The organism is Bradyrhizobium sp. NP1, from assembly GCF_030378205.1.
Lineage (GTDB): Bacteria > Pseudomonadota > Alphaproteobacteria > Rhizobiales > Xanthobacteraceae > Bradyrhizobium.
This window is the reverse complement of record NZ_CP127385.1, coordinates 7,617,510-7,633,094: the sequence shown is the minus strand read 5'-3', so window position 1 is coordinate 7,633,094 and position 15,585 is coordinate 7,617,510. Positions and strand designations below refer to the sequence as shown.

General features: G+C 65.8%; 13 protein-coding genes. 7 read left to right on the top strand and 6 right to left on the bottom strand.

Features of this window, described 5'->3' with window-relative positions; genetic code table 11:
- The first annotated feature begins 12 nt into the window (after positions 1 to 12).
- Positions 13 to 855 (top strand): SDR family NAD(P)-dependent oxidoreductase, encoded by an 843-nt coding sequence (locus tag QOU61_RS36730; RefSeq protein WP_289656045.1) that lies wholly within the window; start codon positions 13 to 15, stop codon positions 853 to 855.
- 17 nt (positions 856 to 872) lie between these two features.
- A complete protein-coding gene (locus QOU61_RS36725) occupies positions 873 to 1,364 on the top strand; it encodes a cupin domain-containing protein (protein WP_289656044.1) in 492 nt (163 codons plus the stop codon).
- A gap of 111 nt (positions 1,365 to 1,475) precedes the next feature.
- Here QOU61_RS36725 and QOU61_RS36720 read toward each other — a convergent pair whose 3' ends face one another.
- On the bottom strand, positions 1,476 to 2,849 hold the full coding sequence (locus QOU61_RS36720) for a cytochrome P450 (protein WP_289656043.1): 1,374 nt from the start codon (positions 2,847 to 2,849) through the stop codon (positions 1,476 to 1,478).
- A gap of 186 nt (positions 2,850 to 3,035) precedes the next feature.
- Positions 3,036 to 4,277 carry an LLM class flavin-dependent oxidoreductase gene (locus QOU61_RS36715; RefSeq protein ID WP_289656042.1) on the bottom strand — a complete coding sequence of 414 codons (1,242 nt, stop codon included), beginning with the start codon at positions 4,275 to 4,277 and terminating at the stop codon, positions 3,036 to 3,038.
- 283 nt (positions 4,278 to 4,560) lie between these two features.
- Here QOU61_RS36715 and QOU61_RS36710 point away from each other — a divergent pair, with 283 nt between their 5' ends.
- From QOU61_RS36710 to QOU61_RS36700, 3 genes are all read left to right on the top strand, one after another.
- Positions 4,561 to 6,024, top strand: a complete 1,464-nt coding sequence (locus QOU61_RS36710; RefSeq protein WP_289656041.1) for a bifunctional class I SAM-dependent methyltransferase/glycosyltransferase family 2 protein — start codon at positions 4,561 to 4,563, stop codon at positions 6,022 to 6,024.
- Between the two features lie 124 nt (positions 6,025 to 6,148).
- Positions 6,149 to 7,558 (top strand): MFS transporter, encoded by a 1,410-nt coding sequence (locus QOU61_RS36705; protein ID WP_289656040.1) that lies wholly within the window; start codon positions 6,149 to 6,151, stop codon positions 7,556 to 7,558.
- Between the two features lie 111 nt (positions 7,559 to 7,669).
- Positions 7,670 to 8,992 carry an extracellular catalytic domain type 1 short-chain-length polyhydroxyalkanoate depolymerase gene (locus tag QOU61_RS36700; protein WP_289656039.1) on the top strand — a complete coding sequence of 441 codons (1,323 nt, stop codon included), beginning with the start codon at positions 7,670 to 7,672 and terminating at the stop codon, positions 8,990 to 8,992.
- A 14-nt stretch (positions 8,993 to 9,006) separates the two neighbouring features.
- Here QOU61_RS36700 and QOU61_RS36695 read toward each other — a convergent pair whose 3' ends face one another.
- Both QOU61_RS36695 and lpxD read right to left on the bottom strand, forming a co-directional pair.
- Positions 9,007 to 9,675, bottom strand: a complete 669-nt coding sequence (locus QOU61_RS36695; protein WP_289656038.1) for an MBL fold metallo-hydrolase — start codon at positions 9,673 to 9,675, stop codon at positions 9,007 to 9,009.
- 49 nt (positions 9,676 to 9,724) lie between these two features.
- Positions 9,725 to 10,750, bottom strand: a complete 1,026-nt coding sequence (gene lpxD / locus QOU61_RS36690) for a UDP-3-O-(3-hydroxymyristoyl)glucosamine N-acyltransferase (RefSeq protein WP_289656037.1) — start codon at positions 10,748 to 10,750, stop codon at positions 9,725 to 9,727.
- A 213-nt stretch (positions 10,751 to 10,963) separates the two neighbouring features.
- Here lpxD and QOU61_RS36685 point away from each other — a divergent pair, with 213 nt between their 5' ends.
- Positions 10,964 to 12,577 carry an alpha-amylase family glycosyl hydrolase gene (locus QOU61_RS36685; RefSeq protein WP_289656036.1) on the top strand — a complete coding sequence of 538 codons (1,614 nt, stop codon included), beginning with the start codon at positions 10,964 to 10,966 and terminating at the stop codon, positions 12,575 to 12,577.
- On the opposite strand, the gene QOU61_RS36680 is transcribed toward QOU61_RS36685, so the two are convergent.
- Positions 12,565 to 14,265, bottom strand: a complete 1,701-nt coding sequence (locus tag QOU61_RS36680; protein ID WP_289656035.1) for an alpha-amylase family protein — start codon at positions 14,263 to 14,265, stop codon at positions 12,565 to 12,567. The two genes, QOU61_RS36685 and QOU61_RS36680, sit on opposite strands and share 13 nt — an antisense overlap.
- Before the next feature lie 116 nt (positions 14,266 to 14,381).
- On the opposite strand from QOU61_RS36680, the gene QOU61_RS36675 reads away from it, so the two are divergent.
- Complete coding sequence (locus QOU61_RS36675; RefSeq protein WP_289656034.1) at positions 14,382 to 14,867, top strand: MmcB family DNA repair protein; 486 nt, start codon at positions 14,382 to 14,384, stop codon at positions 14,865 to 14,867.
- A 47-nt stretch (positions 14,868 to 14,914) separates the two neighbouring features.
- Here the strand turns inward: QOU61_RS36675 and QOU61_RS36670 are convergent, their stop codons facing one another.
- Positions 14,915 to 15,469 carry an ActR/PrrA/RegA family redox response regulator transcription factor gene (locus QOU61_RS36670; protein ID WP_289656033.1) on the bottom strand — a complete coding sequence of 185 codons (555 nt, stop codon included), beginning with the start codon at positions 15,467 to 15,469 and terminating at the stop codon, positions 14,915 to 14,917.
- Positions 15,470 to 15,585 lie beyond the last annotated feature (116 nt).

Here is a 15,585-nt window from a genome sequence, read left to right as displayed (position 1 = left end):
GAGGAAACCGACATGGGACGGCTCGACGGCAAGGTCGCAGTGATCACGGGTGCCACCAGCGGCATCGGGTTGCGTACGGCGGAAGTGTTCGTGGCGGAGGGCGCCCGGATCGTGGTCGCCGGCCGCCGCGCTGCGGAAGGCGAGGCGCTCGCGAAACGGCTCGGCGCCGCATGCCTGTTCCGCCAGACCGACGTCACGGTGGAGGAGCAGATGCAGGCGTTGATCGGCGTTGCCGTGGAACGGTTCGGCCGCATCGACTGCCTGTTCAACAACGCCGGCGGCCCGGCGCAGACCGGCGGCATCGAGGGGCTCGATGCCGCGCGCTTCGATGCGGCCATGGCGACGCTGGTCAAGAGCGTCATGCTCGGCATGAAGCATGCGGCGCCGCACATGAAGAAGCAGGGCTCCGGCAGCATCATCAACAATGGCAGCATCGCCGGCCGGCTCGCCGGTTTCTCCTCGTCGGTCGTCTACGGCGCGGCCAAGGCCGCCGTCATCCATCTCACCCGCTGCGTGGCGATGGAGCTCGGCGAATCCGGTGTGCGCGTCAATTCGATCTCGCCCGGTGCGATCGCGACCGGCATCTTCGGCAAGGCGCTCGGCCTCTCGGTCGACGCGGCGGAAAAGACGCCAGACGTGATGCGCGAGGTCTACAAGACCGCGCAGCCGATTCCGCGTGCCGGCGTGCCCGACGACATCGCGTATGCCGCCGTGTTCCTCGCCAGCGACGAGTCGACCTTCATCAACGGTCATGACCTCGTCGTCGACGGCGCCATCACCGGCGGTCGCAACTGGACCCAGCAGCAGCAGGGCTATGTCGCGCTGCGCAAGATGTTCAATGACAAGGCGGGATAGTGCGGGGAGACACGCTTATGCATGCAGCGTCACTACGGCCAGCCGCGGGCGGCCTGCCGATCTGTCTTGCGGCGCTGGCCGGTCTGGCCTGCGCCTTCGCGATCGGGAGCACCATCCCCGTCACGATGGACGCGATCGCCACGGTCGTGGCGCCGCTATGCGCGAGCGCCGAAGGCTCGCCGCTCGACAAGGTCGAGCCGATCGCCTCCTATTCGCTGCCCAACGTTCCCGGCAAGCGCGTCACCATCGTGCGCGTGTTTTATGGTCCGGGCGGCTTCACCCGCGCACATCGGCATGCCGGCTCGGTGACCGCCACCATCACCAAAGGTGAGATCCGCTCGCAGCTCGGCGGCGGCCCGCTGGAAACGTTCACGGTCGGGCAGGCGTTCTTCGAGCCACCGGGATCGACGCATCTGGTCTCGGCCAATGCCAGCAACACCGAACCGGCGGAGCTGATCGCGGTGTTCGTCGCCGACGAGGGCGCGCAGCTCACGACATTCATCGACTAGAAGTCGTCTCGAGTAGAGCGCCGCCGCTGTTGCGACTTGTCATGCGCGGGCTTGACCCGCGCATCCATTGGATTGCCGGGTCGAGCCCCGCAATGACGAAGTGCGCGGCCGTCACACCGGTTGCAGCGTCACGCGCAGGCCGTCGCGCGGCTTCGGGATCGGCCACATCTGCCATTCCGGCTTGTAGCCGGGCTCCATCGTGACGCGCAGATTCTGCAGGAAGTGCCGGGCAAAGCACTTCGCCTGCATGTAGGCGAAGTGCAGCCCCAGGCACATATGCGCGCCGCCGCCGAACGGCACATAGGCGAAGCGATGGCGGTTGCGCTGTGCTTCCTCGGTGAAGCGGGTCGGGTCGAAGGTCTCGGGATCGGACCAGATCTCCGGCATGTGGTGGGTGAACAGCGGGTTGACGCCGACCATGGTGCCGGCCGGCACCGCAAAACCCTTGAAGGTGAAATCGCGGATCGCCCGGCGCGGGATCGAGGGCACCGGCGGCTTCATCCGCATCGCCTCCTTGAAGGCCATTTCGGAGACCGGCATGGCCTCGAGGTGATCGAGCGTCGTCGGCTGGTCCGGCGCGATACCGAGCGCGCCGACCTCGTCACGCAGCTTGTCCTGCCACGCCGGGTGGGCGGCCAGCGCCGCGACGAACGAGGTCAGCGATGAGGTCAGCGTGTCATGCGCCGCCATCATCAAAAAGCTCATGTGATCGACGATGTCCTGGGTCGACAGCAGCGCGCCATCCTCATGGGTGGCGCGGCAGAGTTGCGAGAACAGGTCGTCGCCGCCCTTGGCGCGGCGGATCGGAATCTGCTCGGAGAAATAGGCGACAATGCGCTGGCGGCCCTTGACGCCGCGCGCCATCTGGGTGCCGGGCAGCGGCCTGCGCACCACCGCCACGGACGCCGCGACCATGTCGACGAAGGCGCGCGTGATCTCGTCCACCTCCGGGCCGATGTCGGCGCCGAGGAACGAGGTCGCGGCGAGATCGAGGGTGAGCTGCTTCATCGCGGGATAGAACAGCATCGGTCCGGGTGAAGCCTTCCACTGCGCCACGCGCGCCGCAATGCCCTTGTCGAGCTCGGCCAGATAGGACTTCATCGGTCCCGACTTGAACGCGACCGAGAGCGCGCGGCGGTGCAGGCGGTGCTCCTCGAAATCGAGCAGCATCAGCCCGCGCGGGAACAGGAGCCCGAGGATACGGCCCCAGCCATGGGTCGAGGAGAACTGCTTTGCCTGGTCGAACAGCACGAGCTCGTTGGCGTCGGGCCCGAGCAGCACCAGGCTGGTCTCGCCGAACAGATGGCTGCGATAGACCAGGCCATATTTCGCCGCATGCCGCTCGATATGTCCCTTGGGGTCGGCGAGCACCGACAGCGTCTGGCCGATCACGGGCCAGCCCTCGTCGCCGGGAATATGGGTCAGCGAGTTGCGCTTGGGCGGCGTGAAGCTGATCGCTGGCGAGGCTATCGTTTGCGTCGACATGACAAGGGCTCCGGCTGGTTACCGAATAATTGCGTCGAACCGCGACTTTCCTGGGGCTGGCGGGCCCGCGGCCGATCTTCCTGTCTAGGGTCTATCCCTAAATAACCCCTTGCCGGTGATCCGCAAAGGTCGGCCCAATGCAATGATTCCGTGCGCCGGCGACAAGGCCGGCCGTCGCGGGATGCCTTATGCCTTTCGCTTCGCGGCTTCCTTCTGCAAATCCGGCGCGTTGACGGCGGGAATGGCGACGCGGCCGGGGCCGGTATGGGCCAGCGCCGCGGCCGCCTTCTCGTTCTCCAGGATCTTGGACATCACCGCCTGTCCTGCGCGCTCGAAGATCGCGCGGTTCTCGATCACGAACTTCTGCGACTTGCGCAAGGGCTCGATGAAGCCGTTGATTTCGGGGATGACGTAGCGCGCGACCATGTCCCAGCTCCGGCGCGTGTTCTCGGGGTTGGCCCAGTCGTGGACAAAGCCGATGATGGCGCCGACGCCGCCGGAAACCTGCATCAGGTTCTTGATGGTCTTGACGAGGTCGTCGGGCGTGCCGATCGTGGAAGCGGCGGCAGGCCCGCCGGCGGTCTTCTCGATCGCGTCCTCCGGCGACTTGAACGGCTCGAGCCCGGGCCGCATCAAGGTGCCGACATTATATTCGTTGTGCCAGCGCATCAGGCCGGCGCCCGCCTCGCGATAGGCCTGCTCGCGCGTCTCGGCGATGTGCCAGGACAGCAGCACGCGCCAGTCGGCGCGGCTGACCGTGGTGCCGTGCTTCTTCGCGGCGTCCTCGGCGAATTCCCATTGCTGCGGCAGCGCCATCAACCCCTGCGTCGACATCGAGCCGAGCGAGATGATGCCGATGCCGTATTTGCCGGCGAGCGTCATGCCGGAGGGCGAGATCTGTGAGGCCACCACGAACGGCATGTCCTCCTGCAGCGGCAGGATCTGCAGCGCGGCGTCGTTCATCACGAACCAGTCGCTCTTCGCGGTGACGCGCTCGCCCTTGAACAGGCGGCGGATGATCGCGATCGCCTCGTCCTGGCGGTCGCGCTGCGTCATCGGATCGATGCCGAGCGTGTGCGCGTCGGAGGCGAGCGCGCCCGGACCCGAGCCGAAGATGGCCCGCCCGCCGGTCATGTGATCGAGCTGTACCATGCGCTGGGCGACGTTGAAGGGATGGTGATAGGGCAGCGAGATCACGCCGGTGCCGAGCCGGATGCGCTTGGTGCGCTCGCCGGCCGCCGCGAGAAACATTTCCGGCGAGGCGATCATCTCCCAGCCGCTCGAATGGTGCTCGCCGCACCAGAACTCGTCATAGCCGAGATCGTCGAGCTGTTGCACGAAATCGAGGTCGCGGCGGAATTGCAGCGTCGGATGCTCGCCGATCGGGTGATGCGGGGCGAGGAAGGCTCCGAATTTCAGGCGCGCCATCTGTTTCCTCCGGACGGAATTCTGCTTTTTTGAAAGCTCGCGCTGCGAGGCTACGGGCAGACGGCGGCTCACGCAATCGGCAGGCGCTAAGGGCCGCCATGCAGTCCGATGGACCGTCGGGTGGGGACCCTGGGCCGGCCGGTTCGAGCCGCCAAAAGTCATGGAAATCCGGTGTTGTTTGGCCGCCGTTCAGTCTAAAAGGCGGTCCGCGATCACCAGGCCGCCGGGAAACGGCACCGCCGATCGCCTGCCAAGGCAGCACCGAAGTCGTCCAGAGGCCGTGATGAACCAGTCGCCGTCAGTTGTTCCCCTGCAATTCTCCAATGCCCGGAAACGGCAATTGGTCGAGGAGATCGAGGCCGGCCTCGACGAGCAGGAGAGCTGGCGCAAGTTCAACGCCGCCTATCATGAGGACGATTTCAAGTTCATGCGCTTCCTGATCCCGCCGGGCAAGCGGGTGCTGGAGCTCGGCTGCGGCACCGGCGAGCTGCTGGCCGCGCTCGAGCCTGCGGTCGGCGTCGGCGTCGACTTCAGCGCGAAAAGCCTTGCGCTGGCCAAGGCACGTCATCCGGGCCTCAGCTTCGTGCTCGGCGACGTCGAGGACCCTGTGACGCTCGCGTCGCTCGAAGGTCCGTTCGACTACATCGTGATCGCCGACACCATAGGCATGCTCGACGACATCGACGGCACGCTTCGCCTGGTCCACCATCTGTGCGCGCCGTCGACCCGGATCATCATCTCCTACTACTCGCATCTGTGGGAGCCGGTGCTGAGGCTCGCGGAGGCGATCGGCCTGCGGCGCAAGCAGCCGACCATCAACTACATCGCCACCACCGATTTCCTCAATTTGATGGACCTCGCCGATTTCGAGATGATCAGCCGGGAGCAGCGGCAATTGCTGCCGCAGCGCTGGCTCGGCCTCGGTCCGCTGATCAACCGCTTCATCGCACCCTTGCCCGGCATCCGCAAGCTATGCCTGCGCACCTACCTGGTCGGCCGTCCCGTGCGGCAGTTCACCGAGCGCCAGTTCTCGGCGAGCATCGTGATCCCCTGCCGCAACGAGCGCGGCAATGTCGAGAACGCGATCCGGCGTATGCCGCGCTTCGGCAGCCAGCAGGAAATCCTGTTCGTCGAGGGCAATTCCAGCGACGGCACCTTCGCCGAATGCGAGCGCGTGCGCGACGCCTACAAGGGCGAATGGGACATCAAGGTCTTCAAGCAGGAGGGCAAGGGCAAGGGCGATGCGGTCCGCAAGGGCTTTGCCGAGGCGAGCGGCGACGTGCTGATGATCCTCGACGCCGACCTCACCATGCCGCCGGAGGCGCTGCCGAAATTCCACGCCATTATCGAGAGCGGCAAGGCGGAGTTCGTCAACGGCACGCGGCTGGTCTATCCGATGGAAAGCGAGGCGATGCGGCCGCTGAACTTCGTCGCCAACCGCTTCTTCGCCTATCTCTTCACCTATCTCGTCAACACCCGCCTTACCGACACGCTGTGCGGCACAAAAGTGCTGCTGCGCAACGATTACGAGGTGCTGGCGCGCGAGCGCACCTATTTCGGCAATTTCGATCCGTTCGGCGACTTCGACCTGATCTTCGGCGCGGCCAAGCAGAACCTGAAGATCATCGAGACGCCGATCCACTACAAGGCGCGAACCTTCGGCGAGACCCAGATCTCGCGCTTCCGCGACGGCTGGCTGCTCTTGAAGATGGTCTGGTTCGCCTATCGCAAGCTGAAGGCGATCTGACCGCGGCGGATTGCTGCGGCGCTGGCCGTTCCGCGAACACGCGGCGCTTACCTCCGAGGTAATCGCGCCGGTGACGGCCGGCTGCCATATCGGAGGCAGCGCAAAAGATCGGGCCCGTTTTCCCATGCATCAGATGGTTTCGGCCGGCGTCGACACCTCGCGCCGGTGGTGGGTGCTCGCGATCGTGGTCGCGGCGCAATTCATGTTCGGCGTCGATGCCTTCATCGTCAACGTCGCGATCCCCACCATCGCAGCCGAGCTGCACGCGAGCTCCGCGCAGATCGAAGCGGTGATCGCGGTCTACCTGGTCGCCTATGCAACCCTCATCGTCAGCGGCGGCCGGCTCGGCGATATCCACGGCACGCGGCGCGTCTTCATCGCCGGCGTGCTCGGCTTCACCCTGACCTCGCTGTGGTGCGGCCTCGCGCGATCGGGGCCCGAGCTGATCGCGGCGCGGCTGGCGCAGGGCGCAACGGCAGCGCTGATGGTGCCGCAGGTGCTCGCGACGCTGCATCTCCTGTTTGCCGACGAGGCGCGGGGCCGCGCCTTCGGCATCTATGGCATAGTTCTTGGGCTGGCCGGCGCCGCCGGCTTCCTGCTCGGCGGCGTGCTGGTGACGCTCGATCTGTTCGGCCTTGGCTGGCGCGCGGTGTTCTTCGTCAACGTGCCTGCGGGCCTGGCGATCGCGGCCGCCGCCTGGTGGATCATGCCGCAGGTCGCCCGCCGTCCGGGAACCCGGCTCGATCTCGCCGGCGCGGTGGTCCTGTTCATTGGCCTGTCAGGCGTGATCGGACCGCTGCTGTTCGGTCACGATCTGCAATGGGCGCCCTGGCTGTGGCTGGTGATCGCAATGGGGATAGCGGTCATCGCCGGATTCCTGCGGCTGGAGCGGCGCGTGGCGCGCGCCGGCGGCATGCCGCTGATCGATCTCGCGCTGCTGGCAGACCGGCATTTCATGCGCGGGCTCATCGCTGCGTTCTGCTTCTTCTTCGCCAACCTGTCGTTCTACCTCGTCATGACGTTGTTCATGCAGCGGGCGCTGAAAATCCCGCCGCTCGATGCCGGCCTTGTCTTCGTGCCGCTGGCGTTGACCTTTGTCGTGGCGTCGCGGCACAGCGGCGCGCGGGCGAGGCATCGCGGCACGCTGGTGCTGGTCGAAGGCTGCGCCGTGCAGATCCTGGGCTTGGCCGCGCTGGTCGCCACCATCGCGGCAACGACGACGCCTCCCGCGTGGCTGCTCGCCGCGGTGCTCACCATCTTCGGTTACGGGCAAGGGCTGGTGATGGCGCCGTTGTCGAGCGCGGTGCTTTCGACAGTGAAGCCGGCCAGTGCAGGAGCGGGCTCCGGTCTCTATGGCACCACGGTACAGATTGCCAACGCAGCAGGCGTTGCGGCGATAGGGGCTATATTTTTTGCAGTCCAGGCCGCGCAGTCAGCGCAGCACGCAATGTTTGCAGCCTCTGGCCTGTTTGCATTGTCGATTATTGCGAGCGTCGCATTTCTGTCGTGGATGCGGCGCGGTGATGCCAAATAACCGCACTTGTCGGACATTCCTGGGGATTGACAGCGCACGGTCTTTTTATTTTGCGCTGCAACAACTATCTGTTCTTGATGGGGTTGGAACTGCGTCGTCAAGGAGCGGGTATTGTCCCTCGCCAAGAATGTCGAGTTTTTGCGCCGCCTGCCGAAGCTGAGCCCGATCGGCTTCGCCGGCCCGCTGCGCGCGCGTGAGCGCGGCCCGCGCAGCCCGCTGGTCGAGGTCACCGGATTCGGCACCAATCCCGGCGCGCTGAAGATGTTCACCTACGTGCCAAGCACCGCGCCGCATCGGCCGGCGCTGGTCGTGGTGCTGCATGGCTGCGGCCAGACCGCTTCCGGTTACGATCTCGGCGCCGGCTGGTCGACGCTCGCGAAGCGCTACGGCTTTGCGCTGCTCCTGCCGGAGCAGCAGGTGATCAACAATGCCGGCACCTGCTTCAACTGGTTCAGTCCGGAGGATGTCGCGCGCGATGCAGGCGAGGCCTGCTCGATCCGGCAGATGATCGCGCGCATGGTCGCCGATCACGGCATCAGCCGCCGCCGCGTCTACGTGACCGGACTTTCCGCCGGCGGCGCGATGACCATGGCGATGCTCGCGACCTATCCGGAAGTGTTCGCCGGCGGCGCCGTCATCGCGGGCCTGCCGTTTGGCATTGCCGGCAACATGCGCGAAGCGCTGCAGGGCATGATGCAGTCCTCGCCGCGCCCGGCGCCGGAACTCGGCGATCTCGTGCGCAACGTCTCGCGTTACCGCGGGCCGTGGCCGAAGCTGTCGGTCTGGCACGGCAGCGCCGACCGCACCGTTCACCCCGGCAATGCCGACGAGATCGTCAAGCAATGGCTCGATCTGCACCACCTGCCGCCTGCGCCGATGGCGGAAGGCACGGTGGACGGCTATCCGCGTCAGGTCTGGTGGAATTCCGACGGCGAGACCCTGGTCGAGTCCTACACCATCACCGACATGGCGCATGGCACGCCGCTCGGGGTCGCCGAGAGCGACGAGCGATACGGCATCAGCGGCGCGTTCATGATCGAAGCCGGCATCTCCTCGTCCTATCACATCGCGAAATTCTTCGGCCTCACCGAACGGGTGCGCCAGCCCAAGGCGGCGTCCGCGAGCGCAAAGCTCATTCCGGCAGTCTCGCCGCTCACGGCGGCGAGGGTCGAGCCGGCGAAGGTGTTGCCGCTGACGCCGGCCGATCAACGGCCGAAGCCGCAACCCGCAAAAGCCGAGGCGTCCAAGCCGAAGGCCGCGAAGCCGGAATCGACCAGGCTGGAGTCTGCCAACTCACATTCCGCCAACTCACATTCCGCCGAGGCGCACTCGGCCGGACCGGAATCGGCAAAGCCGCAAGCGGCCAAGTGGCGCAAGATCGACGTCGGCGCGGTGATCGCCCGCGCGCTCAGCGCGGCGGGCCTGCTCAAGTAGTCCCGGGCTGGACGTTATAGGTCGCCGGTGATGAACGGGTTGGTGCGCCGTTCCTGGCCGATGCTGGAGCCCGCGCCGTGGCCGCAGATGAAGCCGACATCGTCGCCGAGCGGCAACAGCTTTTCCTTGATCGACTTGATCAGCGTGGCATGGCTGCCGCCGGGCAGGTCGGTGCGGCCGACCGAGCCGTTGAACAGGACGTCGCCGACATGGGCGAAGCGCAGCTCCTTGTTGAAGAACACGACGCTGCCCGGCGAATGGCCGGGGCAATGCAGGATGTCGAAGGTCAATTCGCCGATCGAGACCTGATCGCCTTCCTCGAGCCAGCGGTCGGGTGCGAAGTTGCGCACGCCCGACATGCCGAAGCGCGCGCCGCTTTCGACGACATTGTCGAGCAGGAACTTGTCGGCGACATGCGGGCCCTCGATCGGCACTTTCAGCGCGTCGCGCAAGTCCGCGGCGCCGCCGACATGATCGATATGGCCGTGGGTCAGCCAGATCTTTTCCACCGTGACGCCGGTCTGCTTGATGGCCGCCTCGATCTTCGCCACGTCGCCGCCCGGGTCGATCACGACAGCCTTCTTGGAGGGCTCGTGCCAGATGATGGTGCAGTTCTGCTCGAACGGCGTCACGGGAACGATGATCGCGCCGGCTTTCGCCTGGGTTTCGGCTTCCTGGGTCATTGAGATCCAATCTGTTGATCTGCGAAATGTGGCGCGCGGGTGCGCCGGATCAAGGTTTTTCCTTAAGATCCCTGGCTTTTTTGGTTCCGCGTACGGCCAGCCGCTGCAGCGCGACCACCTCCCGCATCCATTGCCGCTTGGGTCTGGCCGGAAAGCCGCCCCAGACGGCGCCGGCCGGCACGTCTTCATAGACGGTCGACCGCGACGCCAGCATCGCGCCCTTGCCGACGGTGACGTGGGGAATGATGCCGGTGCGCGGACCGAGTACGGCGAAATCCCCGATCGTCACGCTGCCGCTCAGGCCCGATTGCGCGACGATGATGCAGTGGCGGCCGACCACGCAATTATGTCCGATCTGGCAGAGATTATCGATCTTGGTGCCTTCGCCGATCACGGTGTCGCGCATGCCGCCGCGATCGATCCGCGTGCCCGAGCCGATCTCGACGTCGTCGTGAAGGACGGCGCTGCCGACCTGCGGCACCTTGACGTGGCCTTCGCCGCCCGAAACATAGCCGAAGCCGTCCTGCCCGATATGGCAGCCGGGATGGATCACGACGCGGTCGCCGAGAAGGCTGTGGGTGATCGTGCAGTTGGCGCCGATCGCGCAATCGCGGCCGATCCTCACATTCGCACCGATCACGGCATGGGCGCCGATCAGGCTGCCGGGGCCGATCTCGACCGAAGGGCCGATCACCGCGAACGGATCGACGGTGACGTCAGATGCGAGCCGCGCCGTGGGATGGATCGCCGCGTTGGCGGCAACGCCGCTGGTGCCGAACACGGACGCCGGACGCAACGCGCCGCGGTAGAATTGCCGCGCGACCATGACGAAGGCGTCATAGGGCTTCTTCACCCGCAGTACCGTCAAGCCTTGCGGCGCCTGCCGTGCGAAACGATCGCTGGTCAAGATGGCGCCGGCACGGGTGGCGCCGAGCGCGCGGGCGAAACGGGCGTCTTGAACGAAGGTGAGGTCGTTGCCATCCGCGCAGTCGATCGGGGCGATGCTGGTGAGGTGGCGCGATAAATCTGCGCCCTCGCACGGTTCGGCGCCAGTCAGCGAGACGATCTCTGCCACACTCAGCCCTGTGGGGCCCGAAAAAAAACTGAACTCGGTCACAGCTTGCCCCCAGGGAAACCCACGCTAGCCCGTTCCGATGACATTCCCAAGCCGAAAAGGGAGGGGATGCAGGCTCCGCCCCCGAAAAGGTCGTCACCCGATGATCATGAACCTTATCCGTCGTGCCGCGTTGCTTCGCGGGCGAGCGGCGCAAGGGGTGGTTGTTTTCGAATGGATCGCAGCGACGGCGAATGGTGGCGGCATGGGGTCTTCTACCAGATCTATCCCCGCTCGTTTCAGGACACCAGCGCGGATGGCATCGGCGACATCAGGGGCATCATCGAGCGGCTGCCTTACCTGAAGGCGCTCGGCATCGACGCGATCTGGCTGTCCCCGATCTTTCCCTCGCCGATGGCCGATTTCGGCTACGACATCTCAGACTACACCGGCATCGACCCCGTGTTCGGCACGATGGCGGATTTCGACGCGCTGATCGAGGCCGCGCATGACCTGGGCTTGCGGCTGATCCTCGATCTCGTGCCCAACCACACCTCCGATCAGCACCCCTGGTTCATCGAGAGCCGCTCTTCGCGCGACAATCCGAAGCGCGACTGGTACATCTGGCGCGACGGCAAGGCCGATGGCGTGCCGCCCAACAACTGGCTGTCCGAATTCGGCGGCAGTGCCTGGGCCTATGACGAGGCGAGCGGCCAATACTACTACCACGCCTTTCTCAGGGAACAGCCGGACCTCAATTGGCGCAATCCCGAGGTCCGCGAGGCGATCTACGAGGTGATGCGGTTCTGGCTTGGCAAGGGCGTCGACGGCTTTCGCGTCGACGTGATCTGGCATCTGATCAAGGACGCGGAGTTTCGCGACAACCCGCCCAATCCTCACTATGTCGAGGGTCGGCCGCCGCACGAAAAGATCCTGACGCAATATTCCACCGACCAGCCCGAGGTGCACGAGGTGATCGTCGAGATGCGGCGCGTCACCGACGCGTTCGACGCGCGCGTCCTGATCGGGGAAATCTATCTGCCGCTGCACCGCCTCGTCGCCTATTACGGCAACGATCTTTCGGGCGCGCAGATGCCGTTCAATTTCGCGCTGCTGCAGACGCTGTGGAGCGCGCGTTCGATCGAGAGGATCATCGCCGACTACGAGAAGGCGCTGCCGGAGCGGGCCTGGCCGAACTGGGTCCTCGGCAACCATGACCGGCCGCGGGTGGCAAGCCGCGTCGGGCAGCCGCAGGCGCGCGTCGCCGCCATGCTGCTGCTCACGCTGCGCGGCACGCCGACGCTCTACTATGGTGACGAGATCGGCATGCGTCAGGTCGCGATCGCGCCGGAACAGGTTCGCGATCCCTTCGAGAAGAACGTGCCGGGCATCGGCGTCGGCCGTGACGGTTGTCGCACGCCGATGCAGTGGGATGCCACCGCGCATGCCGGCTTTTCGCAGGCCGCGCCGTGGCTGCCGCTCGCCGACGATTTCCGGCAGGACAACGTCGCCAATCTCGAGGCGGATTCGGGCTCGATCCTCAACCTCTACAAGGCGCTGATCGCGTTGCGCAGGAGCCTGCCGCAACTCGTGGGTGGCGCCTATGAGGCGGTCGCGGCGCAGGGCGACATTATGCTCTACCGCCGGAGCGGCGGCGGAAAGCCGATCGTCATCGCGCTCAACCTCGGCGCGGAGCCGGCGTCGGTGACCTCGAGCGCGATCGGCTTCGGCAACGAGATCCTGCTCTCGACCTTCCTTGACCGGACGGGCGAGCGCGTGGAGGGCGTGCTGGACCTGCGCGGCAACGAGGGTGTCATGATGATGATGGCGCCCGATCAGGCCGGATGAGAACCCTTGCGACCGCCGCCGACCTCGATATCGCTGCGTTTGAGGAGATAATCGAGGCCGCCGGCGCGGTACCATCGGTAGCCATAGGGCTCGATCACGATGCGGTGGCGGCCGCGCTTGTCCGCGTGGCTGTGGTCTTCGGCGAGCAGGTTGACCAGCATCTTGCCGGCGTCGCGCGGAAGTCCGGTTGCGAACGCGATCTCGCGCGGCTTCTCGTCGAGATTGTGGACGAAGAGCACGGAATTGTTGCGCCAGTCGTAGCGCATGACGAAGACGGCCGGATCGCTCGTTTCGATGATCTGGAAATCACCCCAGCCGATCTCGGGGACTTCCTTGCGCATCCGGACGATGCGCTCGGTCCAGTTCAGCATGGAGTCGGGATCGCGGCGCTGCTTGGCGGCGTTGACATGCTCGTAGCCGTAGGGGCCCTTGTCGATGAGCGGCGTGCAGGGCTTGTTGCTTTCGCTGAAGCCGGCATTCGGCTCGGTGGACCATTGCATCGGCGTCCGCGCGCAGTTGCGCTCGGGCAAATCGAGATTGTCGCCCATCGCGAGCTCGTCGCCATAGCGAAACACGGGCGTTCCGGGCAGCGTGCACATCAGGCTGTAGGCAAGCTCGATCCGGCGGCGGTCGCCGCCCAGCATCGGCGCAAGGCGCCGGCGGATGCCGCGGCCATAGAGCTGCATGGACTTGTCGGGGCCGAAGGCCTTGAACACCACCTCGCGCTGCGCCTTGGTCAAGCGGCCGAGATCGAGCTCGTCATGGTTGCGCAGGAATTGGCCCCATTGCGCGGTCGCGGGCCGCGGCTTGGTGGCTGCGAGCGCCTTCGCCAGGGGCCGGCCGTCGGCGGAAGCCAGCGCGTAGAACAAATGCTGGTTGACCTGGAAATTGAACATCATGTGCATGCGGTCGCCGTCATCGCCGAAATATTCCATGTCGGTCTTCGGCAGCACATTGGCCTCGGCCAGCACGATGGCGTCGCCCTCGCGCCATTGCAGGAATTCGCGGAAGGCGCGCAGCATGTCGTACTGCTCGATCGGCTTCTTGACCTTCGGTCCCTTGGTCGCGATCACGAAGGGCACCGCATCCATGCGAAAGCCGGAGACGCCGAGCTGGAGCCAGAAGCCCATGATCTTGAGGATCTCCGCCTGCACCAGCGGATTGGACGTGTTGAGGTCCGGCTGGAAATCATAGAAGCGGTGGAAGTACCAGGCGCCGGCCTCCTTGTCGTGGCTCCAGGTCGATTTCTGCACGCCGGGAAACACCATGCCGGTGCCCGCGTTCGCCGGGCGCTTGTCGGCCCAGACATACCAGTTGCGATGGGGCGAATTCTTCGCGCTGCGCGCGCTCTTGAACCAGGCGTGCTGGTCGGAGGTGTGGTTGACCACAAGATCAATGATCACGCGGATGCCGCGCTGCTTGCAGCCGTGGGTGAATTCGACGAAGTCGCCGAGCGTGCCGTAGCGGGGATCGACGCCGTAGTAGTCGGAGATGTCGTAGCCGTCGTCGCGCCCGGGCGAGGGCTGGAACGGCATCAGCCAGATCGCCGTGATCCCGAGCCCATGCAGGTAGTCGAGGCGACGCAGCAGGCCCTTGAAATCGCCGACCCCGTCGCCATTGGCGTCCATATAGGTGCCAACGGAAAGGCAGTAGAAGATTGCGTTCTTGTACCAGAGGTCGTCGATCATGCGTGGATCTCGCGGCGGCCAGCGGAATAAGCCACGAGAGCGGCGGCGGTTCCGCGAGCCGCCCTTAGGCGCCTTTGCGGCTGTCAGGCCACGGCAAAACCGGCTAGGCTGATCGGATGGAATCACCGCTCCGCCAGGTCAACCTCGTGCCGCCGCCGGACCGCCGCCAGTCGGAAACGGCGCTGGCGGTCGCGCGCGGCACCGCGCGGCTGCTGCGCTCGCTCGGCTTTGCCAGCGTCAGCGAATTGCCGCTGCCGTCGGGCCGGCGTGCCGACCTGGTGGCGCTGAACGAGCGCGGCGACATCTGGATCGTCGAGATCAAATCGTCGGTGGAGGATCTGCGCGCCGACCAGAAATGGCAGGACTACCGGATGCATTGCGACCGGCTGTTCTTCGCCTTCACCCAGGACCTGCCCTGCGAGATCTTCCCTGAAGACACCGGCCTGATCGTCGCGGATGCCTATGGCGCGCACATGCTGTGCGACGCGCCGGAGCATCGCCTCGCCGCGCCGACCCGCAAATTGATGACGGTCCGTTTTGGGCTTGCCGCCGCGCGGGCGATCAACCGCCTGGTCGACCCGCAGGGACATGCGGAATTCTGACGCGGCTGCCGCGCGTCCTCGTAACGCAACAACGGCTGGAAAGGGTGTTAGCGCGGCGCGCGCTTGGCCAGGATCCGCTGCAGGGTGCGGCGGTGCATATTGAGCCGCCGCGCGGTCTCTGAGACGTTGCGGTTGCACATCTCGTAGATGCGCTGGATGTGCTCCCAGCGCACGCGGTCCGCCGACATCGGATTCTGCGGCAGCTCGGATTTTTCCGTGCCGGTCGCAAGCAGCGCGTTAACCACGTCGTCGGCGTCGGCAGGCTTCGCGAGGTAGTCGACCGCGCCCATCTTCACCGCCGTCACGGCGGTGGCGATGTTGCCATAGCCGGTCAGGACGATGGCGCGCGCCTCGGGGCGCTTGCGCTTCAGCGCCGAGACAACGTCAAGGCCGTTGCCGTCGCCGAGCCTGAGGTCGACCACGGCGAACGCCGGCGCGGCCTTGCCGATCTGCGCCAGCCCATCGGACACGGTGTCGCAGGAGGTGACCGCAAAGCCGCGGCTTTCCATCGCACGCGACAGCCGCTCCAGGAACGGCTTGTCGTCCTCGACGATCAAGAGCGAGCGGTCGGCGTGATTGGCGAGTTCGGCGGTTGCGTTCAAGATGGATTCCTCTGGGTCGGATCATGAACATATGGCGATCCAATGCGGCGCTGCCAAGGCCGCCTTAAGTCGATGGACGCCCCTGCCATCCTTAATACCAGGGGCCAGGTTGCGCG